The 21,605-nt window shown below is 67.6% G+C and carries 18 protein-coding genes, 2 tRNA genes and 1 pseudogene; 15 read left to right on the top strand and 6 right to left on the bottom strand.

The features are described from left to right. The 3 genes and pseudogenes from ACEN9K_RS13715 to ACEN9K_RS13705 all read right to left on the bottom strand — a co-directional run. Window positions 1–366, bottom strand: a pseudogene (locus ACEN9K_RS13715) (ABC transporter ATP-binding protein); the annotation flags it as partial. 101 nt (window positions 367–467) lie between these two features. Continuing rightward, a complete protein-coding gene (locus tag ACEN9K_RS13710; protein WP_495634552.1) occupies window positions 468–1,196 on the bottom strand; it encodes a response regulator in 729 nt (242 codons plus the stop codon). 2 nt (window positions 1,197–1,198) lie between these two features. Continuing rightward, window positions 1,199–2,392, bottom strand: a complete 1,194-nt coding sequence (locus tag ACEN9K_RS13705) for a sensor histidine kinase (RefSeq protein ID WP_495634551.1) — start codon at window positions 2,390–2,392, stop codon at window positions 1,199–1,201. Between the two features lie 150 nt (window positions 2,393–2,542). On the opposite strand from ACEN9K_RS13705, the gene ACEN9K_RS13700 reads away from it, so the two are divergent. From ACEN9K_RS13700 to ACEN9K_RS13675, 6 genes are all read left to right on the top strand, one after another. Then, a complete protein-coding gene (locus ACEN9K_RS13700) occupies window positions 2,543–3,595 on the top strand; it encodes a 3-isopropylmalate dehydrogenase (protein WP_495634550.1) in 1,053 nt (350 codons plus the stop codon). Between the two features lie 104 nt (window positions 3,596–3,699). Continuing rightward, window positions 3,700–4,812 carry a branched-chain amino acid aminotransferase gene (locus ACEN9K_RS13695; protein ID WP_495634549.1) on the top strand — a complete coding sequence of 371 codons (1,113 nt, stop codon included), beginning with the start codon at window positions 3,700–3,702 and terminating at the stop codon, window positions 4,810–4,812. A 216-nt stretch (window positions 4,813–5,028) separates the two neighbouring features. Continuing rightward, window positions 5,029–5,850, top strand: a complete 822-nt coding sequence (locus tag ACEN9K_RS13690) for an MBL fold metallo-hydrolase (RefSeq protein WP_495634548.1) — start codon at window positions 5,029–5,031, stop codon at window positions 5,848–5,850. A gap of 10 nt (window positions 5,851–5,860) precedes the next feature. Next, on the top strand, window positions 5,861–6,637 hold the full coding sequence (locus ACEN9K_RS13685; RefSeq protein WP_018768326.1) for a fumarylacetoacetate hydrolase family protein: 777 nt from the start codon (window positions 5,861–5,863) through the stop codon (window positions 6,635–6,637). A gap of 56 nt (window positions 6,638–6,693) precedes the next feature. Continuing rightward, a complete protein-coding gene (gene gltX / locus ACEN9K_RS13680; RefSeq protein ID WP_018768325.1) occupies window positions 6,694–8,208 on the top strand; it encodes a glutamate--tRNA ligase in 1,515 nt (504 codons plus the stop codon). Further along, window positions 8,208–8,948, top strand: coding sequence for an HAD family hydrolase (locus ACEN9K_RS13675; protein WP_018768324.1), 741 nt, complete (start codon window positions 8,208–8,210; stop codon window positions 8,946–8,948). Before gltX ends, ACEN9K_RS13675 begins: the two co-directional genes overlap by 1 nt. A gap of 89 nt (window positions 8,949–9,037) precedes the next feature. Here the strand turns inward: ACEN9K_RS13675 and ACEN9K_RS13670 are convergent, their stop codons facing one another. Then, complete coding sequence (locus tag ACEN9K_RS13670; protein ID WP_495634547.1) at window positions 9,038–10,642, bottom strand: hypothetical protein; 1,605 nt, start codon at window positions 10,640–10,642, stop codon at window positions 9,038–9,040. Between the two features lie 302 nt (window positions 10,643–10,944). On the opposite strand from ACEN9K_RS13670, the gene ACEN9K_RS13665 reads away from it, so the two are divergent. The 4 genes from ACEN9K_RS13665 (at window position 10,945) to ACEN9K_RS13650 (ending at window position 14,781) form a co-directional block, all read left to right on the top strand. Next, window positions 10,945–11,016 (top strand) — tRNA-Gln (locus tag ACEN9K_RS13665). Window positions 11,017–11,145: 129 nt separating this feature from the next. Then, window positions 11,146–11,221: transfer RNA gene (locus ACEN9K_RS13660), tRNA-Glu, on the top strand. Between the two features lie 180 nt (window positions 11,222–11,401). Then, window positions 11,402–13,168 carry a dynamin family protein gene (locus ACEN9K_RS13655; protein ID WP_488314500.1) on the top strand — a complete coding sequence of 589 codons (1,767 nt, stop codon included), beginning with the start codon at window positions 11,402–11,404 and terminating at the stop codon, window positions 13,166–13,168. After that, entirely contained in the window at window positions 13,165–14,781 is a 1,617-nt protein-coding gene (locus tag ACEN9K_RS13650; protein ID WP_488314501.1) for a GTPase, read from the top strand. The genes ACEN9K_RS13655 and ACEN9K_RS13650 overlap by 4 nt, the downstream gene beginning before the upstream one ends. Window positions 14,782–14,804: 23 nt before the next feature. On the opposite strand, the gene ACEN9K_RS13645 is transcribed toward ACEN9K_RS13650, so the two are convergent. Then, a complete protein-coding gene (locus ACEN9K_RS13645; protein WP_056387902.1) occupies window positions 14,805–15,350 on the bottom strand; it encodes a DUF1697 domain-containing protein in 546 nt (181 codons plus the stop codon). 44 nt (window positions 15,351–15,394) lie between these two features. Continuing rightward, complete coding sequence (locus tag ACEN9K_RS13640; RefSeq protein ID WP_009356552.1) at window positions 15,395–16,114, bottom strand: IclR family transcriptional regulator; 720 nt, start codon at window positions 16,112–16,114, stop codon at window positions 15,395–15,397. A gap of 113 nt (window positions 16,115–16,227) precedes the next feature. Here ACEN9K_RS13640 and leuC point away from each other — a divergent pair, with 113 nt between their 5' ends. The 5 genes from leuC to ACEN9K_RS13615 all read left to right on the top strand — a co-directional run bounded on the left by leuC (window position 16,228) and on the right by ACEN9K_RS13615 (window position 21,603). Next, window positions 16,228–17,682 (top strand): 3-isopropylmalate dehydratase large subunit, encoded by a 1,455-nt coding sequence (gene leuC / locus ACEN9K_RS13635; RefSeq protein WP_026265621.1) that lies wholly within the window; start codon window positions 16,228–16,230, stop codon window positions 17,680–17,682. Between the two features lie 10 nt (window positions 17,683–17,692). Beyond that, window positions 17,693–18,295 carry a 3-isopropylmalate dehydratase small subunit gene (gene leuD, locus ACEN9K_RS13630; protein ID WP_018768318.1) on the top strand — a complete coding sequence of 201 codons (603 nt, stop codon included), beginning with the start codon at window positions 17,693–17,695 and terminating at the stop codon, window positions 18,293–18,295. Between the two features lie 159 nt (window positions 18,296–18,454). After that, the gene (murA, locus tag ACEN9K_RS13625) at window positions 18,455–19,780 is read left to right on the top strand and encodes a UDP-N-acetylglucosamine 1-carboxyvinyltransferase (RefSeq protein ID WP_026265620.1); all 1,326 of its coding nucleotides are present in this window, start codon (window positions 18,455–18,457) and stop codon (window positions 19,778–19,780) included. Window positions 19,781–19,789: 9 nt separating this feature from the next. Beyond that, window positions 19,790–20,557: a lysophospholipid acyltransferase family protein gene (locus ACEN9K_RS13620; RefSeq protein ID WP_056387899.1), complete on the top strand. Its 768-nt coding sequence runs from the start codon at window positions 19,790–19,792 to the stop codon at window positions 20,555–20,557. After that, window positions 20,554–21,603: an NAD(P)H-dependent glycerol-3-phosphate dehydrogenase gene (locus ACEN9K_RS13615; RefSeq protein WP_478223255.1), complete on the top strand. Its 1,050-nt coding sequence runs from the start codon at window positions 20,554–20,556 to the stop codon at window positions 21,601–21,603. The genes ACEN9K_RS13620 and ACEN9K_RS13615 overlap by 4 nt, the downstream gene beginning before the upstream one ends. Window positions 21,604–21,605: the final 2 nt, after the last annotated feature.

The raw sequence follows: 21,605 nt of genomic DNA, 5'->3' as shown, positions 1-21,605 counted from the left end.
CTGTTCGGCTGTCAGCGTCGGCACGAGGTTAAAGGCCTGGAAGACAAATCCGATCCGGTCGCGGCGAAGAGTGGTGAGCTGCTTGTCGTTCAGGGCCGTGATGTCCGTCCCGCCCACCAGGATCCGTCCGGAGTCCGCGGTGTCCAGGCCGGCGAGGCAGTGCATCAGGGTGGACTTTCCGGAGCCGGAAGGGCCCATTATTGCGGTGAAGCGGCCGGCATCGAATGTGACGCTGACCTCACGCAGGGCGCTGACGCGGGTGGCGCCGCGGCCGTATGTCTTGGCCAGGGAGAGGGCCTGCACGGCAGGAGCGGAGGTGATGTTTTGCCTGTTCAAAGCAGTATGGGCATGCGCGGAAGTTGTCATGTTTCCACGCTATGGCCGCACCCGGCGCCCGGGGATCGGCCGGTGGTCTGGTCCTGCCGGGGCCGGCCTCATACCCAGGTCTGAGACCACCGCGCCAGGCGTCAGCCCCCGGGAGTGACCACCCCGGTCTCGTAGGCGATCACGACTGCCTGGACCCGGTCCCGTGCCCCAAGCTTGGCCAGGATGTGCCCTACATGTGTTTTGACGGTTGCTTCGGAGACAAACAGGTCTGCCGCGATCTCAGGGTTGGATCGCCCTTGTGCCATGAGGGTGAACACTTCGCGTTCGCGGGCTGTGAGCCGTTCGACGGCCTCGTGGTCCTCGGGCCGTTCGTTGCCGTGCGCGCGCAGCAGCGGAGCTACGTGGTCCAGGAGCCGGCGGGTGGTGGAGGGGGCGATGACGGCGTCCCCGCGGTGCACCGTGCGGATGGCTTCCAGCAGTTCCTCCGGCGGGGCGTCCTTCAGGAGGAAACCGCTGGCGCCGGCTTGGATGGCCGCCAGTGCGTACTCGTCCAGATCGAAGGTCGTGAGCACCACGACGCGAAGTTCAGCCCTGGCTGACCCGGCGGGGGCGGAAGCGGCGCGTTCGATAAGCCTGCGGGTGGCCTCGATGCCGTCCATTCCCGGCATGCGCACGTCCATCAGGACGACGTCGGCGGCTGCTGCTCCGAGGGCCTGGAGTGCCTCGAGCCCGTTCCCGGCCTCGACCACGACGTCAAGGTCCGGCTGGGAGTTGATCAGCATGCTGAATCCCGAGCGCACCAGTTGCTGGTCATCGACCAGCGCCACTCGGATCGGAGCGGTTGTGTCGCGGTCTAGTGGCAATGTCATGCTCAAGCCTCGGTGTAGGGAAGGAAGGCCGAAACCTGGAAGCCCCCGCCCGCGGCCGGGCGGGCCGCCAACGAACCATCGTAAAGGCTGATCCGTTCCCGCATGCCCCGCAGCCCGTTACCGCCGTCTTCCCCGGCACCCACCGCCGGATGGGCAGAAGCGCCCCGGCCGTCGTCGTGCACTTCGAGCTGCAGCCCGCGTGGCTGCCACCGCACCAAAACCCGGGCCCGGGCCCGCGGACCTGCATGCGTGAGGACGTTCGTCAGGGATTCCTGGAGGACCCGGTATGCCGTGAGTTCGGCGCCCGGAGGTAGGGTGCGCCGCGGCGATCCCAGCTGTTCGACGTCCAGCGGCAGGCCGGCCGCACGGAACCCCAGGAACAGCTCATCGAGGTCCACAAGTCCGGGCAACGGGCGGGTGGTGGACTCATCGCCGTGCCGCAGCACACCCAGCAGCCGGCGCATTTCCGCCAACGATTCCCGTGCCGTGGCGGCGACGGTGGCCAGCGTTTCCGTGGCCACGGCAGGGTTGGCTGCCGCGGCGTATCGTGCACCGTCGGACTGGGTGATGATCACGGACAGGGAATGCGCCACGATGTCGTGCATCTCACGGGCAATGTGGGCGCGTTCATCGGCGGCGGCCAGGAAGCGTTCCTGCTGTTGTTCGGTTTCGAGCCGACGGGCACGGTCCGCGAGGGTCTGCAGCTGCTGACGGCGGACGCGTGTCAAGTCCCCGAGGGTCCAACTGAACAACACCAGCATCCAGATCAGTACGGTGTACACGGCACTGATGGTGAGGCCCAGCACGCCCGTTTGGGCCGTGCTGCTGAGGTTTCGGGTGGTCAGCAGCACGCCGCCCAGCAGGCCCAGGCCAAGGACCGACCGGCTGGCCCAGGCAGGACCGTAGGCGGCAACGGCATAGATGATCAGCGGAACAGCCATCAATCCCGCCAGGGGCTCCAGCCCGGACGCCCACAACGCCAGAGATGCCAGCACAATGGCGCCCGCCGCGGGCACCGGCCGGGTGCGTCGCCATGCCAGCGGCACCACCAGTGCGCTCGACAGCACGAAGTGCCAGGGTCGGTCCGCGATGAGGTACACCGGGCCGCAGAAAAGCAGGAGCGCCAGCATGAGGACCAGGTCCACCCGGAAGGTGTTGACCCGGAGCCAGTGATAAGCCTTGTGCCGTAATTCCACCCCGAAACTCTATGCTGATGCGGTGGCGGGTGCCTCATGCCTGGGGCTGATCGCTGTACACGTCCGGGACTCCAACGCCGCCGACGGACCCGGTGTCCGGAATATGGGACGGCTTGACCAGCATATGGATGGTCTGGCTACCCTGAAGACATGAGCGCATCCTCCATCGATCTTGCAGTTATTCCCGGCGACGGCATCGGCCCCGAGGTCATTGCCGAGGCCCTTAAAGTCCTGGAAAAGGCTGTTGCGGCGGAGGGCGTGGAGCTCAAGCCCACGCATTACGAACTCGGCGCCGAGCACTGGCTTCGCACCGGCGAGACCCTGCCGGACGACGTCCTGGCCGACCTGAAGACCCGCGACGCCATCCTCTTCGGCGCGGTGGGCGCCGCCCCCGGCGACACCCGGATCCCGTCCGGCATCATCGAGCGTGAGCTGCTCCTCAAGCTCCGGTTCAGCCTGGACCACTACGTCAACCTGCGGCCTTCCCGGCTATACGGCACGGTCGGCAGCCCGCTGGCCAACCCCGGCACCATCGACTTCATCGTGGTCCGCGAAGGCACCGAAGGGCCCTACGTCGGGAACGGCGGCACCCTGCGTGCGGGCACCCCGCACGAGGTAGCCACCGAAGTTTCCCTGAACACCGCCCACGGCGTGGAGCGCGTGGTCCGTGACGCCTTCCGACGCGCCAGCGCACGGGAACGCAAGCATGTCACCCTGGTGCACAAGCACAACGTCCTGGTCTTCGCCGGCCACCTCTGGAAGCGCACCGTCGAAGCCGTCGCCCAGGAATTCCCGGAGGTCACCCACGACTACCTGCACGTGGACGCCGCCACGATCTTCATGGTCACGGACCCGTCCCGCTTCGATATCATCGTCACGGACAATCTGTTCGGCGACATCATCACCGACCTCGCCGCTGCCATCACCGGCGGCATCGGCCTGGCCGCCTCCGGCAACATCAACATGGACCGCACCGCGCCGTCCATGTTCGAACCGGTCCACGGTTCCGCGCCGGACATCGCCGGCCAGGGCAAGGCAGATCCCACCGCGGCGATCCTCTCCGCGGCCCTCCTGCTGGACCACCTGGGCTACACGGACGCCGCCCGCAGGATTGAAGCTGCCGTGGTTGCCGACGTCGAAAAGCGCGACGGCACCGCACGCAGCACCACGGCCGTGGGCGACGCCATCACCGCCGGCCTTTAGCCCGCGCCGGGGCATCCGGCATCGGGCGTAAGCTTGTCTCGAATCACCAAATGCCGCCCCGCCGTTCAGCGCTGAACGAGGTGGCGGCCGATCGTGGAGGAACCATGACCCAGACCGCCCATGGCGTCGAATTCACCCGGCAGCCTTCGGCCAACCCGAAGTCCGCCGAAGAGCGTGCAGCCATCCTGGCAAACCCGGGATTCGGCAACTACTTCACCGACCACACCGCCATCGTGGACTACAGCGTGGACGCGGACGGCAACGGCGGCTGGCACGATGCCCGGATCGAACCCTACGGTCCGATCGTCCTGGATCCTTCCGCCGCCGTCTTCCACTACGGTCAGGAGATCTTCGAAGGGTTGAAGGCCTACCGCCACGCGGACGGGTCCATCTGGACCTTCCGCCCGGAGGCGAACGCGGCGCGGCTGAACAAATCCGCCCGCCGGCTGGCCCTTCCGGAACTGCCGGCCGAGTACTTCCTCGGCGCCATCCGCGAACTGGTGGCAGTGGACAAGGAGTGGGTCCCCTCCGGCGACGGCGAGGCCCTGTACCTGCGGCCGTTCATGATCGCCACCGAGGCCTTCCTGGGCGTCCGCGCCGCCCGCGAGGTGTCCTTCCGGGTGATCGCCTCGCCCGCCGGCAACTACTTCGGCGGCGAGCTCAAGCCCGTATCCATCTGGATCTCCCGGCAGTATGCCCGCGCCGGCCGTGGCGGCACCGGCGACGCCAAGTGCGGCGGCAACTACGCGGCTTCGCTGATCGCGCAGCAGGAGGCCGAGGCCAACGGGTGCAAGCAGGTCCTGTTCCTTGACCAGGCCAACGACAACGCCGTGGAAGAACTGGGCGGCATGAACGTGTTCTTCGTCATGAAGGACGGCTCGCTGGTAACGCCCGCGCTCACCGGGACCATCCTGGAAGGCGTCACCCGGATGTCCGTGATCCAGGTGGCCAAGGACATGGGCCGCGAGGTTTCCGAGCGGAAGATCACCCTTGACGAGTGGCGTAACGGCGTGGCCTCCGGTGACATCACCGAAGTGTTCGCCTGCGGCACGGCAGCCGTCATCACTCCCATCGGAGTCCTCAAGGACGCCACCGAGTTCATCGGTTCCGAGGACGCCAAGGCGGGGGAGGCCACCATGGCCATCCGCCAAAAGCTCTTGGGCATCCAGACGGGCACGGAGCCGGACACCCACGGCTGGCTGACCCGCCTGGCATAGCCCGGCAGTTTTCAATGTACGACGGCGCCTGCCGGACTTGGGTCCGGCAGGCGCCGTCCTGCGTTCCGGCCAACAGGCATTCCTGGGCTGGTTCGCAGATCCTGACCTTGAAGGCGTGGTTGTGCGAACAAGCTGCTGACTGTTGCGGGGTGGATGCCGGCACACCGACGCGCTGCGGGGCTGGGGTGGGGCAGCGCCGGATGCAAGGATGGACCGGTGACTTCAGTTTCCGGCCCCCGGCTGCAGCGCGGCTCCGGGCTCACACAGTTCATCCTGGCACCCAACCCCGGCCCCATGAGCCTGGACGGCACCAACTCGTACCTCCTGCGTGCCCCTGGCCATTCCTCCGTGGTGGTCGTGGATCCCGGTCCCCGGGACGAAACGCACCTGAACGCACTGGCCGGGACCGCCGCCGTCGAACTGATTTTGGTGACCCACCGGCACGCGGACCATACGGCGGGTTCCGCCCGCCTGCATGAACTGACGGGCGCGCCGGTCCGGGCGGCGGATCCCGGCCACTGCCACGGCGGGGGAGTTCCGCTGGTCCACGGGGAAGTGATCCAGGCCGCGGGCCTGGAGATCGTCGTCCTGGCCACGCCCGGCCACACCTCAGACTCCGTCTGTTTCCACCTGCCTGCGGACGGGGACCATGGATCGGTGCTGACGGGCGACACCGTCCTTGGCCGCGGCACCACCGTCCTGGATTATCCGGACGGCACGCTGGGCGACTACCTGGCATCCCTGGACCGGCTCGAAGCGCTGGGGCCCGCAACCGTCCTCCCGGCCCACGGCCCGGTGCTGCCCTCCCTTGAAGCCATTGCCCGGGACTACCGGACACACCGGGAAGAACGGCTGGCGCAGATCCGCGCCGCGCTGGACCGGCTGGGCCAGGATGCAGCCGCGGGGGAGGTGGCCGACGCCGTCTATTCCGACGTCGAGCCTTCCGTGCGGCGTGCCGCCGAGCTGTCCGTGGCCGCGCAGCTGTCCTACCTGCGCGGCGGCGGCAGCGCGGGCCAGGCGGCACCGGCGGGACGGTAGGGTAGGAGCCATGCGTATTGCCAGGTTTGTAGTCGATTCCGATCCCCTGTACGGCGTTGTGGAAGGTGAACCGGGCAGTGAGGAAATCACTGTCATCCACGGCGACCCCTTCTTCCATGGCGTGGAGCGCACATCCGTGCGCCACAAGCTGGAGGACGTCCGGCTGCTGGCGCCGATCATCCCGCGGAGCAAGGTGATCGGCGTTGGCCGGAACTTCGTGGATCACGCCCATGAACTCGGCAACGAGGTCCCCGCCCAGCCGCTGCTCTTTCTGAAGCCCAACACCGCAGTCGTGGGCCCCAACGACCCCGTAGTGCTGCCGGAGTTCTCCGAAGAGGTCTCCTTCGAAGCTGAACTCTGCGTGGTGATCGGCCGGATCTGCAAGGACGTGCCGGAAGACCGCGTGGACGATGTCATCTTCGGCTACACGTGCGGCAACGACCTCACGGCCCGCGACGTCCAGAAAACGGATCTGCAGTGGACCCGCGCCAAGGGCTTCGACACCTCCGCGCCGCTGGGGCCTTGGATCGAGACCGACCTGGACACGGAGGACCTGCGGATCCAGGGCAGGCTCAACGGTGAAGTGCGCCAGGACGGCAGCACCAGCCAGATGATCCGCGGCGTGCGCGAACTGGTGTCGGTGGTATCGCAGGCGTTTACCCTGCTGCCGGGCGACGTGATCATGACCGGCACGCCCGCCGGCGTGGGCCTGGTCAAGGAGGGCGACCGCTTCGAGGTGGAAATCGAGGGCATCGGACGGCTTTCCAACCCCATCGTCCGCCGCTAGGCCTGTCCGGCCGGCGGAAGGCCGGACCCGGCCAGGCGGGTAAAGTTGAAGCCACTATGACTATCGCTTCTTCGTCACCCGCCGCAGCCATTCCGCCCGTTACCGCCGAGACGCCCGTCCGGGTCCGTTTCTGCCCGTCGCCCACGGGTACCCCGCACGTTGGACTGATCCGGACGGCCCTGTTCAACTGGGCCTACGCGCGCCACACCAAGGGCACGCTGGTTTTCCGCATCGAGGACACGGACGCGGCGCGGGACAGCGAGGAAAGCTACCACCAGCTGCTCGACGCATTGAAGTGGCTGGGCATCGACTGGGACGAGGGCGTTGAGGTCGGCGGCCCGCACGAGCCGTACCGGCAGTCCCAGCGCGGCGACATCTACCAGGACGTCATCAAGCGGCTGCATGACGGCGGGTTCATCTACGAGTCCTTCTCCACCCCGGAGGAGATCGAGGCGCGCCACCGCGCGGCCGGACGGGACCCGAAGCTTGGCTACGACGGCTTTGACCGGCACCTGACGGAGGAGCAGCTGGCGCAGTACCGGGCGGAGGGCCGGCAGGCTGTCCTCCGCCTGCGCATGCCGGACGAGGACATCACGTTCACCGACCTGGTCCGCGGCGACATCACGTTCAAGGCCGGTTCCGTCCCTGACTTCGCCGTGGTGCGGGCCAACGGTGCGCCGCTCTACACGCTGGTCAACCCGGTGGACGACGCGCTGATGGGCATCACCCATGTGCTGCGCGGCGAGGACCTGCTCAGCTCCACGCCCCGCCAGATCGCCCTGTACCGGGCGCTGTACGCCATCGGCGTCGCCGAGTACATGCCGGAGTTCGGCCACCTGCCCTACGTCATGGGCCAGGGCAACAAGAAGCTGTCCAAGCGCGACCCAGAGTCCAGCCTGTTCCTGCACCGGGAGCGGGGCTTCATCCCGGAAGGGCTGCTGAACTACCTGTCCCTGCTGGGCTGGTCCCTCAGCGCGGACGAGGACATCTTTACGGTGGAGCAGCTTGTGGAGCACTTTGACGTCCACGACGTCCTGGCCAACCCGGCCCGCTTCGACCTGAAGAAGGCCGAGGCCATCAACGGCACCCACGTCCGGATGCTCGAGCCCAAGGTGTTCCGTGACCGCGTTGCGCACTACCTGCGCGAGGCAGGCCTGGTGGGGGAGATCCTGACAGACCGCGAAGAGGAAATCGTCACCGAGGCGGCGCCGCTGATCCAGGAACGCATCACGCTCCTGGGCGAAGCCCCGGACATGCTGGCGTTCCTGTTCAAGGCCGATGACGCCATCGACATCGCCGACGACGCACGCAAAGGCCTTCCCGCCAACCTTCCCGAGGTCCTTGATGCCGCCATCGCCGCGCTGGAACCGGTGGCGGAATGGACGCCGGACAACATCCAGGCCGCACTCAAGCAGGCCCTGGTGGAGGACATGGGCATCAAGCCGAGGCTTGCCTTCGGCCCGGTGCGCACGGCCGTTTCCGGCCGCCGCGTGTCGCCGCCGCTGTTTGAGTCCATGGTGATCCTGGGCAAGGAGTCCTCCCTGCGCCGGCTCCGCGCCTTCCGCGGCTGATGACCGCTCCCAGCCAAGCGGCCCGAGCCGGCATACTGGAGACACCTTTCGGCCGTGTCCGGGGCGTCCTGTTCGACATTGACGACACCCTGGTGGACCTCGAGTATTCGATGACCACCGCGCTGCGCGAGGTCAGCGAACACCTCCTGCCCGGACTGGACCAGGCCGGGTGGGAGCGGTTCGGCCGCATCTTCACCCACGAGACCACCCACTTCTACGACCGCTACCTGGCCGGCGAGCTGACGTTCAACGAACAACGCCTGCTCCGCGGGCGTGCGGCACTGGGACACTTCGGCGTTGACCTGGGCGAGGGCGAGGAGTCGCACCGGTGGCTGGCGGCCTACATGGAGAAGCAGCCCGCGTACGTGAAGCCGTTCCCCGATGTGCTGCCCCTCCTGGACGTCCTGGACAATGCGGGAGTGCCCTACGGCGCCGTGAGCAACAACGTCCATGACTACCAGCGCGCCAAGCTGGACGGGGCCGGGCTGGAGCGGATCACGCACCTGGTGGGCACGGACACGCTTGGCGTGGCCAAGCCCGATCCGGCCATGTACCTTGAGGGCGTCCGGCTGCTGGGCACTGCCCCGGGCGAAACGCTGTACGTGGGCGATAACCGGCTGCTGGATGCGGAGGGTTCGACGGCGGCAGGGCTGCTGGGCGTCTGGCTGAACCGCATGGGTGAGGTTGTGGAGGGCTTCGAGGGCAGCATGGTTGCTTCCCTGGAGGAACTGCTGGCCTAACCGGACCAGCCGGCCACATAGGCGTTGCAGGCCGGGACCGCGGCCCCCTTTTTTGCAGGGCCGCGGTCCCGGCCTGTCTGCGTCAGCTGTCAGGGGGCCCGCAGGCCCGCGGCACGGCGGCGCAGGAGCAGGTAGGCCGCGACGGCGGCGGCCACGAGCAGCGCGATCAGCAGCAGGGCGATGCCCGGGTTGTCCAGCCAGGACGACGGCGACACTGCCGCCACTTTCGTGTGCAGCTCCTGCGTGCCGGCAGCGATTTTCGCGTTGCCGTCCGCCAGCTTGCCGGCGCCTTCCGCCAGTTTGCCGGAACCGTCGTCCAGCCGGCCGTTGCCATCGGCCAGCTGACCGGATCCTTCGGCGAGCCGTGCGGACCCCGATTCCAGTTGGCCCGTCCCACTGCTGAGCTTGACGGTTCCGTCGGAGAGGGCTTCCGTTCCCGCCAGCAGGCCCGGGTTCGCCGGGTCGCCGCCGCCGTTGATGCCCGCGCTGAGCCGGGTGGTGCCGTCCTGGAGGTTGTTGGCGGCGTAGATCAGGCCGGGACGGTCGGGGTCGCCCGGCACACCGTCCATCCCCACCCGGATCTTCGCCGTCCCCTCGGCCAGCATCGACGTGCCCAGCACCACGCCCGGGTTCTGCGGATCCGTCGCATTGAGCTTTTCCGCCAGGGTGGCAAAGCCCGCCTTCAACCGTCCGGCGCCGTCGTTCAACTCGCCGGCTCCCGTGGCCAGCCTGCCCGTTCCGGTCTTCAGCTGCCCGGCGCCGTCGTCCAGGGCCCCGGCCCCGCCGTTGACCTTTGCTGCGCCGGCGTCAAGCTGTACCGCCCCGGCATAGGCCCTCCGGCCGCCGTCGGCCAGCTTGGCTATCTGGTCCTTGATCACTGCAAGGGGTACCAGGCCCTGCGGTCCGTTCGCTGCCGCTTCGAGCTGGTCCAGTCCCTGGCTGAGTGCGGCGAGCCCGTCGCCCTGTGCGGGGTCGTTGCCGGCACCCGGGTAACCCTTGAGCCGGTTTGCTCCGGCTGCCAGCTGGCCGGTGCCGTCCTTCAGCTCTGCGGTCCCGCTGCGCAGCTTGGTGGCGCCGGCATCAAGATCGCCGGCACCTGCGGCGAGCTGGCCCGTGCCTGCAGCGATCCGGCCCGCGCCGTCAGCAAGGTTGTTGGGTGCGTTTCCGGACGCCGTTGGGGTCAGCGCAGCGGAAAGAGCGACGGCGCCGGACTGAAGCTTCCGTGCGCCGTCGTCCACCTGGTAGACACCCGGTACCAGCTTGTTCAGCACATCTTTCTGCAGCTTGGTGGTACCGGCGTGCAGCTTGTCCACCCCTGGTGCCAGCTGGTCGCGGACTCCGGAGAAGATCCGGCCGGCCCCCGACTGCAGGGCCGCGGCGCCGGCATTCAATTCGCTGCTGCCGTCCCTGACCTTGTCCGAGCCGTCCTTCACCTGCGCCGCGCCTTTGTTCGCGGCCCCTGCTCCTGCTGCCAGCTGGCCCGAACCGTCTTTGAGCTGGTTGGCCCCCGCGGCAGCCTGCTCTGCTCCGTCCATCAGCTGCGCGGCACCGTTGGCGATCTGGCCCGTGAGGAAGGTATAAAACGCAAGGAAAAGAGCCAGCAGCAGGGACAGTGCCGTGATGGCGATGGATTGGGACCGGGTTTTGGGCTTGGCTGTTGCGATGGATTCTGTGCGGGTTGTCAACGCTGACACTTCCTAACTGGGCCACCGGGCGACGCTGCCCGGTGGTCGAAACCGTTGGTGGGAGGGCCATCCTGTTTCCTCGTGGGGGTGCCCGGATAGCGGGACGGGAAGTTGTTACTGATGGGTAACTTACTCGAGGGTAACCATACGGCGGGAGCGTGGGCAAGGGCCCGCATGGAGAAGTCCATGCGGCTGCCGGCGACTTCGTCGATCCCGATTTGTGCGAGCCGAAAGTCTCGGGTAAAGTAATTTCTCGTGCTGAGGCGCACGGAGCAGGGAAAAAGCCCTGAAAACCGGCCCGAAAGTGCCATTGGGATATGGTGTAATTGGCAACACTACGGTTTCTGGTACCGTCATTCTAGGTTCGAGTCCTGGTATCCCAGCTCTGATTTGAAAGCTGGCTTCAGCTGGAATTCAGTAGGTTTCCAGTCGGTTCGCCGATTTGAAACCACGGCAAAGTGTGTGAAATACTCACTGAGCTTGAGCGGCGGAAACGCTGCCGGAAGTACTCTGGCCCCATCGTATAGCGGCCTAGTACGCCGCCCTCTCACGGCGGTAACGCGGGTTCGAATCCCGCTGGGGTCACCATCGAAATGGTCCCGGGCATTAGCCCGGGGCCATTTTTTATGAGCATCAGGCCGGTTCCCCTCCAGCCGGACGAGACCGCCTGTCGTTTCGAAGAAAATCGTCCTGCTGCGGGGGAATTCCCTGCTGGGGACGACACGCGGTGGAACTTCGCGCCCCCTACTCAACTGGCATGATGTAGCTGTGACCTCCCATGACGAGCACGGCCGCCCCATCCCGCCGGTGCCGCACGCCATGGCGGCAGTGACCCTGCTGGAGGAGATCCGCAGCGGCCTGGACCATGTGCTGCTGCCGCTCGCGCTGCCGGGCGCGGACCAGGCACGCCGCGAAACGTCGGCCGCAAGGGCGCAGCTGGACGACTACATCCTTCCGCGGTACCGGAGCCTGGACGCCCCCTTGCTTGCCGTCGTCGGCGGTTCCACGGGTGCCGGCAAATCCACCCTGGTGAACGGGCTCGTGGGGCATCCCGTCACGCGGGCCGGGGCCATCCGCCCCACTACCCGCCAGCCCATCCTGCTGCACAACCCCGCGGAGGGAACATGGTTTGAAGGGCAGCGGGTCCTGCCCGGGCTAAGCCGGATCCGCGGTACCCTCGCCGGCAGTCCGGCCGCCGCGGGCGCCATGCCGGAGCCGCGCGACGCCGCTTCGCTGGTGCTGCTGGCCGATCCGGCGGTTCCGGCCGGCATCGCACTCCTTGACGCCCCGGACGTTGACTCCATTTCCGACCAAAACCGCCTGCTGGCCGGGCAACTGCTGGCCGCCGCGGACTTGTGGGTGTTTGTCACCACAGCCAACCGGTACGCGGACGCCGTTCCCTGGAAGCTCCTCCTGGACGCGGCGGCGCGGGACATTACTGTGGCAGTGGTGCTGGACCGGGTGCCGCCGGGCGCGCAGGCGGAGGTAAGCGAGGACCTCCGCGGCCTGCTCGACCGGGAGGGGCTCGGTGGGAGCCGGCTGTTCATCATCGCCGAGACGGTCCTTGATCCGCACGGCATGCTGCCTCCCGGCGCTGTCAATGAGCTGCGGGACTGGCTTGGTGCCCTGGCCGCCGATGCTGCCGGCCGGGCCGCCGTCGCACGGCGGACCCTGAATGGAACCGTCCGCGCCCTGGCCCATCGGATTCCGGATATCGCCGGCGCCGTCCGTGAGCAGGAGCTGGCCGCCTCGCGACTTGAGGCCGACGCCGTGGCGGCTTACGCGGATGCCGCCAAGCGGATCCTTGATGCCACCCGCGACGGTGCACTCCTCCGGGGCGAAGTGCTGGCCCGGTGGCAGGATTTTGTGGGCACCGGTGAATTCTTCCGCGCCCTTGAGCAGAATGTGGGGCGGTTCCGGGACAGGCTGGGGGCCTTCTTCCGCGGTGAACCGGCACCGGCCGTCGGGGTTGAGGCGGCCATCGAAACCGGGCTTCAGGCCGTCATTGTGGACGAGGCAGCCAACGCAGCGGAGGACACCGACCAGCGGTGGCGCTCAGACCCCGCGGGGCGGCAGCTGCTGGGTCCGGACGACCTGTCGGGGACGGCGCCCGGGTTCGCCGAACGGGCAGCAGCGGAAATCCGGGCGTGGCAGGAAGCCCTGATGGAGCTGATCCGGACGGAAGGCCAGGGACGGCGGACGCAGGCCCGGTGGCTGTCCTTTGGCATCAACGGCCTCGGCGCCGCGCTGATGATCGTGGTGTTTTCGATGACTGCGGGCCTGACCGGACTGGAGATCGGCGTGGCGGGCGGAACCGCCGTCGTGGGCCAGCGCCTGCTGGAAGCGGTGTTCGGCGAGGACGCCGTGCGCCGCATGGCTGATAAAGCCCGTGAAGATCTGGCCACGCGGTGCCGGCGCCTGCTGGCAGACGAGCAGGAGAAGTTCCTGCAGCGGCTGCCGGAAGGCAATCCCGCCCTCGCACAACGCCTTGCTGCGCAGGCCGGGGAACTGGCCCGGCTGGCGGAGAGCGCGTGAGCCGCCACAGCGGGGCACACGCGTCCTCCAAACTGGACGCCCGGCTCCAGGCGCTCCAGGACGCCCGGGAGCTGGGGGAGGGGGTCCTGCCGGACCAGGCGCTGCAGGACGTGTTCGACGTCCTGGAGCGCGCAAGTTCCCGCCGTTCCTTGTCCGGCGACCACACCGTGGTGGGATTTTTCGGGGCCACCGGAAGCGGCAAGTCCTCCCTCTTCAACGCGGTCAGCGGCGCGGAGATCGCGACGGCGGCGGCCCGCCGTCCGACGACATCGGAACCACTGGCAGGTGTTTGGGGAGCGGCAGGCAGCGAAGCCCTCCTCGACTGGCTGGAAGTGGGAAACCGGCATCACGCCGCGCCGGTGGACGGCTTCGCCGACGAACAGACGGGGCTGATCCTGCTCGATCTGCCTGACTTCGACTCCACCCATGCAGCCAACCGCGGGATCGTGCAGCGGATGGTGGGGATGGTGGACGTCCTGGTGTGGGTGCTGGACCCGCAGAAGTATGCCGACGCTGCCGTCCACCATGGGTTCCTGGCGCCGCACGCTTCGCACGGGGCCGTCACGCTTGTGGTCCTGAACCAGGTGGACCGGCTCCCGGAACACGATGTGCAGCCCGTGCTCGACTCGCTGCACGCAATCCTTGCAGGTGAAGGGCTGGGACAGGTGCGGGTCCTCCCTTCATCGGCGGTGACGGGGGCGGGGATCGGGGAAGTGCGGGCGGCGATCCGGAAGGTGGCCGTCCAGCGCCAGGCCCAGTCCCGGCGGCTGGAGGCGGATATCACTAAGGCCGGGCAGGACCTGCGGCAGGCTTCCGGGGACGGCGACGCCGCAGGGGTCCGGCCGGCCGCCAGGTCCCGGCTCGCGGGCGAACTGGCTGTGGCAGCGAACGTGCCTGCCGTGGTGCGGGCCGTCGGCCAGTCCTACCGGCTGGAGTCCGTCCGGCGCACCGGCTGGCCCGTCACCCGCTGGCTCTCCAGGTTCCGCCCGGACCCGCTGCGCCGCCTCAATCTCCGCAGGGATTCACCTGCCGGGCTGAACCGGACCTCCCTGCCGGCCGCCGGCGCGCCGGAGCGGGCCCGGACGGACGCTGCCGTCAGGGAATTTGCGGACGCGGCCAGCGAGGGGGCTCCGGGACCCTGGCGGGCAGCGATTAGGGGGAGGGCCAGGGCCGGCCGGGACCGGCTGCCCGACGCCCTGGACCAGGCCATCGCCGGGACCGACATCGGGGCCAACCGCAAGGCGTGGTGGTGGGGTGCCTTCAACGTGGTTCAGTGGCTGGCGCTGCTGACGGTGCTGGGCGGCCTGGGCTGGCTTGGCGTCCTGGCCGGACTGGCCTACCTGCAGCTGCCGGTGCCCGAAGTTCCACGCGCGGAAGGCTGGCCGGTACCCACCCTGATGATCGCCTTCGGCCTGGTGCTGGGGATATTTTTGGCGGTCACCGGCCGTTTCATTGCGTCCGGTGCTGCCCGGGCGCGGGCTGCAAGGGCACGACGGCGGCTGAACAGCGCCGTGGCAGCGGCGGCGCAGGAGCTGGTGGTGGCGCCCGTGGAGGAGGAGATTGCCAGGCTGGCAGCCTTCAACAAGGCGCTGAAGAAGGCCATGGGGCCGTAGGGCTGCTACCGGCCCATAATGACCTAGCCGCCCGCCAGGGCGGCCGCGGCGTCCCGGACCTTGATGAGGGTGCGCAGGTTGCGGGTGGTGGTTGCGGCCTTGAACTTCGTTTTCGCGCTGATCTTGCTGAAGGGGCTGTCCAGTGTCCCTCCCGCCGGGGCCAGCCAGGCAAGCGCTTCGGGCCCCAGCCGCTGCTGGTCCTGGCTTTCAAGGGCTGACCCGGCCGCCTCCAGTTCGTCAAGGACGGCGGTGTCCGAGGACAGGGTGATATAGGTGTGGGTGGACCTGTCGTCGTCCGGGTAGGGGCAGCCATCCACCAGTTGGGCCACCCGCCCGGCGTCCAGGACCACAACCCACGCTTCATAGCCAAAGGCGGCCCGGAGGCACTTTTCGCATTCCTGTTTGACCGCTGCCGCGTCCAGGGTGCTGCTGAGCACCACGTTTCCGCTGGCCAGCAGGGTCTTTGCGTCCGTGAAGCCGCAGGATTTCAGCGCGTCCCGCAGGTCCGCCATCTTGATATTGATCCCGCCCACGTTGATGCCGCGGAGGAACACCGCATAGCTGCCCATGGGCACAGCCTAGCGGCCGGAGCCCCGGTGGGGCCGGCAGGAGCCTAGTCGTTGTTCTTGCGGAGGGCCTCGGTGAGGATGCGCCCGGCATTGCAGACAACTTCGGCGTGCAGGCGGCCGGGCTGGCGGGTCAGCCGCTCAATTGGACCGGAAATGGAGACGGCGGCAATCACCCTGCCGGACGGACCCCTCACCGGTGCCGAAACGGAGGCGACCCCCGGCTCACGCTCGCCAAGGCTCTGTCCCCAGCCCCGGCGTCGTACTCCTGCCAGGACGGTCGGCGTGAAACGGGCCGACTGCAGGCCCTCGAGGAGCCTGTCGTGATCCTCCCAGGCGAGCAGGACCTGCGCGGCAGAGCCGGCCTTCATGGACAACTGCGTGCCCACGGGAATGGTGTCGCGCAGGCCGATGGGGCGCTCCGCGGAGGCGACGCATACGCGCCAGTCACCCTGCCTGCGGAAGATCTGGGCGCTTTCGCCGGTGGCATCGCGCAGTTGCATGAGTACGGGCCCGGCCGAGGCGATCAGGCGGTCTTCCCCGGCGGCGGAGGCAAGCTCCACAAGCCTGCTGCCGAGCACGAACCGGCCCTGGATGTCTCGGCTGACCAGCCGGTGGTGCACCAGCGCCAAAGCGAGGCGGTGGACAGTGGGCCGGGCCAGGCCGGTGGCGGCTACCAGCTGCGCCAGCGTGGTGGGGCCGGCCTCAAGGGCATCGAGCACCTGGGCCGCTTTATCAATGACACCGACTCCACTAGAATTGTCCATGTAATGATATTGCCGTCTCAATATCTGAGATGCAAATCTTTCGGCTGGCGCAGCGCGGAGCCGTCCTGATTCAGTTGGATCAATCAGCCAAACAGCAGTGAAGGGAGATGGCCATGGCAAAGACATTGGCCGAGAAAGTCTGGGACGCACATGTGGTGCGCAAAGGTGACGGCGATGGTGCCAACGCCCAGCCGGACCTTCTGTACATCGACCTTCACCTGGTCCACGAAGTCACGTCCCCGCAGGCGTTCGAAGGCCTGCGGCTGGCCGGCCGCAAGCTGCGCCGGCCGGACCTGACCATTGCCACCGAGGACCACAACACCCCCACGCTGGACATCGACAAACCGATTGCCGACCTGACCAGCCGCACCCAGATCCAGACCCTGCGCAACAACTGCGCGGAGTTCGGCGTCCGGCTGCACAGCCTGGGCGATGCCGAGCAGGGCATCGTGCACGTGGTGGGCCCGCAGCTGGGCCTCACCCAGCCCGGCATGACGGTGGTCTGCGGCGACTCGCATACATCCACCCACGGCGCTTTCGGTGCGCTGGCCATGGGCATCGGCACCTCCGAGGTGGAGCACGTCATGGCCACCCAGACCCTGTCCCTGAAGCCGTTCAAGACCATGGCCATCAACGTCGAGGGCACACTGCGTCCCGGCGTCACCGCCAAGGACATCATCCTCGCCGTGATCGCCAAGATCGGCACCGGCGGCGGCCAGGGCTACGTCCTGGAATACCGCGGGTCGGCGATCCGCGCCCTGTCCATGGAAGCGCGCATGACCATCTGCAACATGTCCATCGAAGCCGGCGCCCGCGCCGGCATGGTGGCCCCGGACGAAACCACCTACGAGTACATGAAGGGCCGCCCCCACGCGCCGGAAGGCGAGGACTGGGACGCCGCCGTGGAGTACTGGAATACGCTGCGTACCGACGACGACGCCACCTTCGACGTGCAGGTTGACCTGGACGCCAACACCCTGGAGCCATTCGTCACCTGGGGCACCAACCCCGGCCAGGGCGTGTCCCTGTCCGAGTCCGTTCCGTCACCCGGGGACTTCGGTGACGAAAACGCCAAGGCCGCTGCCGAGCGCGCCCTGCAGTACATGGGACTCGAAGCCGGCACGCCCATGAAGGACATCCGCGTGGACACCGTCTTCCTGGGCTCCTGCACCAACTCCCGGATGGAGGACCTGCGTGCCGCTGCCGACATCATCCGCGGCCGGCAAAAGGATCCGAACATCCGGATGCTGGTGGTCCCCGGCTCTGCCCGCGTCCGGCTGGAAGCCGAGGCCGAGGGCCTGGACAAGGTCTTCAAGGACTTCGGTGCTGAGTGGCGCTTTGCCGGCTGCTCCATGTGCCTGGGCATGAACCCGGACCAGCTGGAGGTGGGGGAGCGTTGCGCCTCAACCTCCAACCGAAACTTCGAAGGCCGGCAGGGCAAGGGTGGCCGCACCCACCTGGTCTCCCCGGTGGTGGCCGCAGCCACGGCAGTACGGGGCACGCTCAGCTCTCCATCGGACCTTGACCCGGCTCCCGAACCCGCCGCCATCCGCATCGACGCAGCCTAGGACAGCACAAATGGAAAAGTTCACCAAGCACACCGGTATCGGCGTCCCGCTGCGCCAGAGCAACGTCGACACCGACCAGATCATCCCCGCGGTCTACCTCAAGCGGATCACCCGGACCGGCTTCGAGGACGCGCTCTTCTCCGCCTGGCGCAAGGACCCCTCCTTCATCCTGAACCAGGAGCCCTACAACGCGGGATCGGTCCTGGTGGCAGGCCCCGATTTCGGCACCGGTTCCTCCCGTGAACACGCGGTCTGGGCGCTGAAGGACTACGGTTTCAAAGCCGTCCTGTCCTCCCGGTTCGCCGACATCTTCCGCGGCAACTCGGGCAAGCAGGGACTTCTGGCCGCGCAGGTTGCGCAGGACGACATCGAGCTCATCTGGAAGGAACTCGAAAACGCCCCGGGAACCCAGGTCACCGTGGACCTCGAGTCCAAGACCGTCGTCTGCGGCAACATCGTGGCGCCGTTCGACATCGACGACTACACCCGCTGGCGGCTCCTGGAAGGCCTCGACGACATCGGGCTGACCCTCCAGCACGAAGCCGACATCACCGCCTACGAGGCGACCCGCCAGGCGTTCAAGCCCAAGACCCTGCCGGCGAAGCTTTCCTAGCCCCGGGGCCACCATCCCGGCGGCGTGGCGCAGCGGGCGAAGGCCGCGCCACGCCCCGCCGCCGGTACCCCCTTATTTCGGTTCGGTAACGCGACCTCCTATGCTTGGTTGGAGCCTTTGCAAGGTTTTGGGGGCTAGTGATCGTGAGGAAACCGGTATATGAGTAGTGTTCTGACAATCCGCGGCGGTGTCCCGCTTACAGGCCGCGTCAGCGTCCGTGGGGCAAAGAATCTTGTCCCCAAGGCAATGGTGGCGGCGTTGCTGGGCAACGAACCCTCGGTGTTGCGGAACGTGCCGGAGATCAAGGACGTGGAGGTGGTCACCTCCCTGCTGCAGCTGCATGGGGTGACCGTGGAGAAGGACCCGGTCAACGGTGACCTCACCCTCGATCCCAAGGCCGCAAAGACGGCGCCGAGCACCGCGATCGATGCCCATGCCGGTGACTCCCGCATCCCCATCCTGCTGTGCGGACCGCTGATCCATGCCATTGGCGAAGCCTTCATTCCCGACCTGGGCGGCTGCAAGATCGGCGACCGTCCCATCGACTACCACCTGGATGTCCTGCGCCAGTTCGGTGCCGTCGTGGAGAAGCGCCCCGGTGGCATCCACATCTCTGCACCCAAGGGCCTTCACGGCGCCAAGATCTCGCTGCCGTACCCGTCCGTGGGCGCCACCGAGCAGGTCCTGCTGAGCGCCACCCGCGCGGAAGGCATCACGGAGCTGTCCGGCGCCGCCACCGAGCCGGAAATCATCGACCTTATCGCCGTGCTGCAGAAGATGGGCGCCATCATCAGCGTGCAGACGGACCGGACCATCCGCATCGAGGGTGTCCGTGACCTCGGCGGCTACAACCACCGTGCCCTCTCGGACCGCAACGAATCGGCGTCCTGGGCTTCGGCCGCACTGGTGACCCGCGGCGACATCTTCGTTGAAGGCGCCTCCCAGCGCGACATGATGACGTTCCTGAACACCTACCGCAAGGTGGGCGGCGGAATGGACATCGGCGAGGACGGCATCCGGTTCTACCACAAGGGCGGAAAGCTGAACCCGCTGGTCCTTGAAACGGATGTCCACCCCGGCTTCATGACGGACTGGCAGCAGCCCCTGGTGGTTGCGCTGACCCAGGCCGAGGGCGTATCGATCGTGCACGAGACGGTGTATGAGAACCGTTTTGGCTTCACCGACGCCCTGATCCGCATGGGCGCCAGCATCCAGGTGCACCGGGAATGCCTGGGCAGCGTCCCGTGCCGGTTCGGCCAGCGCAACTTCCTGCACTCCGCGGTGATTTCCGGACCCACCCAGCTCAAGGGAACCGACATTGATGTCCCCGACCTGCGCGGCGGGTTCAGCCACCTGATTGCCGCCCTGGCCGCCACCGGAACGTCCCGGGTCACCGGCATCGACATCATCAACCGGGGCTACGAGCGGTTCACGGAAAAGCTCGCCGGCCTTGGGGCCGACTTCGACATCACCACCACGAAGTAGCGCGGCACCGTGAAGGAATCGGCCAAAAGCAAGGCCACATTTGTTTTCATTGCCAGCATCGCCCGGCCGCTGCTGAACCTGATGATGTCCAAGACGTGGGAAGGCACCGAAAAGCTTCCCGCCGGCGGCTTCATCGCAGCCCCCAACCACTGCACGGAGATCGACCCCCTTGTTGTGGGGCACATGCTCTACAACCAGAAGCGTGCCCCGCACTTCCTGGCCAAGGCCGCGCTGTTCAAGGTTCCCGGCCTGGGTGCGCTCCTGCGCGCCACCAAGCAGGTGCCGGTGGAGCGCTCGACGGCGGGAGCGAACCGATCGCTGCAAGTGGCCCAGGAGATTGTGGCTGAGGGCGGGGCGATCATCATCTACCCGGAGGGAACGCTGACACGCGATCCCGGGCTTTGGCCGATGAAGGGGCATACCGGCGCGGCAAGGCTGGCCCTCGAAGGTGATATTCCGGTGGTGCCCATTGCCCACTGGGGCGCGCACGAGGTGTTCCCCAGGTACGGCAAGCGGTTCCACGTGTTCCCCCGGAAGCACTCACGCGTCGTCGTGGGCGAACCGGTGGACCTGAGTGCGTTCCGCGGCCGCCCGCTGGACAAGGCCACCCTGACGGAGGCGACGGAAGTGATCATGGACGCGATCACGGCTTTGCTGGCAGGCCTGCGCGGCGAGCAGCCTCCCGCCGAACGCTGGGACCCGGCCAAGCGACCGCAGGCCAAGCACGGACGGTTCGTTGACCGCGGCGAGCCCGAATCAGGAACGGAAGCTCCGTGACCGCTGACGGGAAGCCGGGGGCGGCGGGCACGGTAGCCGTCCTGGGTGCGGGATCGTGGGGGACAACCTTCGCGAAGATCCTCGCGGACGCTGCGATTGCCGCCGGAACGCCGCGCGTCATCAGGCTTTGGGGCAGGCGCGCCGGGGTGGTCGAAGAGATCAACAACTGCCACCGCAACAGTGAGTACCTCAAGGACATCGTCCTGCCGGAGAGCATCACGGCGTCCACAGACGTCCGCGGAGTCCTGGCGGGAGCCGACCTGGTGGTGCTGGCGGTTCCGGCCCAGTCGCTGCGCCCGCAGCTGCGCGAATGGAAGGACATGATCGCTCCCGGAGCTGTTGTGGTGTCCCTGATGAAGGGGCTGGAGCTGGGCACGGATGCGCGGATGAGCGAGGTCATCGCACAGGAACTGGACCTGCCGCTGGAACGCATCGCAGTTGTCTCGGGACCCAACCTCGCCATGGAAATTGCGCGGGAAGAGCCTACGGCATCAGTCGTGGCATGCGCTGACTCCGCCACTGCCGGCTGGCTCGCCAGGACCTGCACCGCCCCCTATTTCCGGCCCTACACCACGGCCGATGTGGTCGGCGTCGAAATCGGCGGCATCGTCAAGAACGTGATTGCGCTGGCAGTGGGCATCTGTGAGGGCAAGCAGATGGGGGACAACACCAAGGCCTCGGTGATTACCCGGGGACTTGCGGAAACATCCCGGCTCGCATTGGCGCTGGGCGGCGAAGCCAAGACCATGGCCGGGCTCGCCGGGCTGGGCGACCTCGTGGCGACCTGCTCGTCCGCGCTGTCCCGGAACCACACGGCAGGGAGGCTGCTGGGCCAGGGCCTGACGCTGGAGGAGGTGGGCCGGAAGATGACCCAGACCGCCGAAGGCATCAAGTCCGGCCAGGCTGTCCATGAACTCGCCGGCAAGCTCGGCGTCGACATGCCCATCACTGCCGCCGTCGTCGCGGTGCTGGCAGGCAAGCTGTCCGTTGACCAACTGGGGCCGGTTCTGCTGTCCCGGGAATTGAAACCTGAAGGCGATTACTGACC

The sequence above is a fragment of the Pseudarthrobacter sp. Pseusp20 genome, assembly GCF_059492155.1.
The sequence above is the reverse complement of the archived record's forward strand: the minus strand, read 5'-3'. Positions and strand labels throughout refer to the sequence as shown.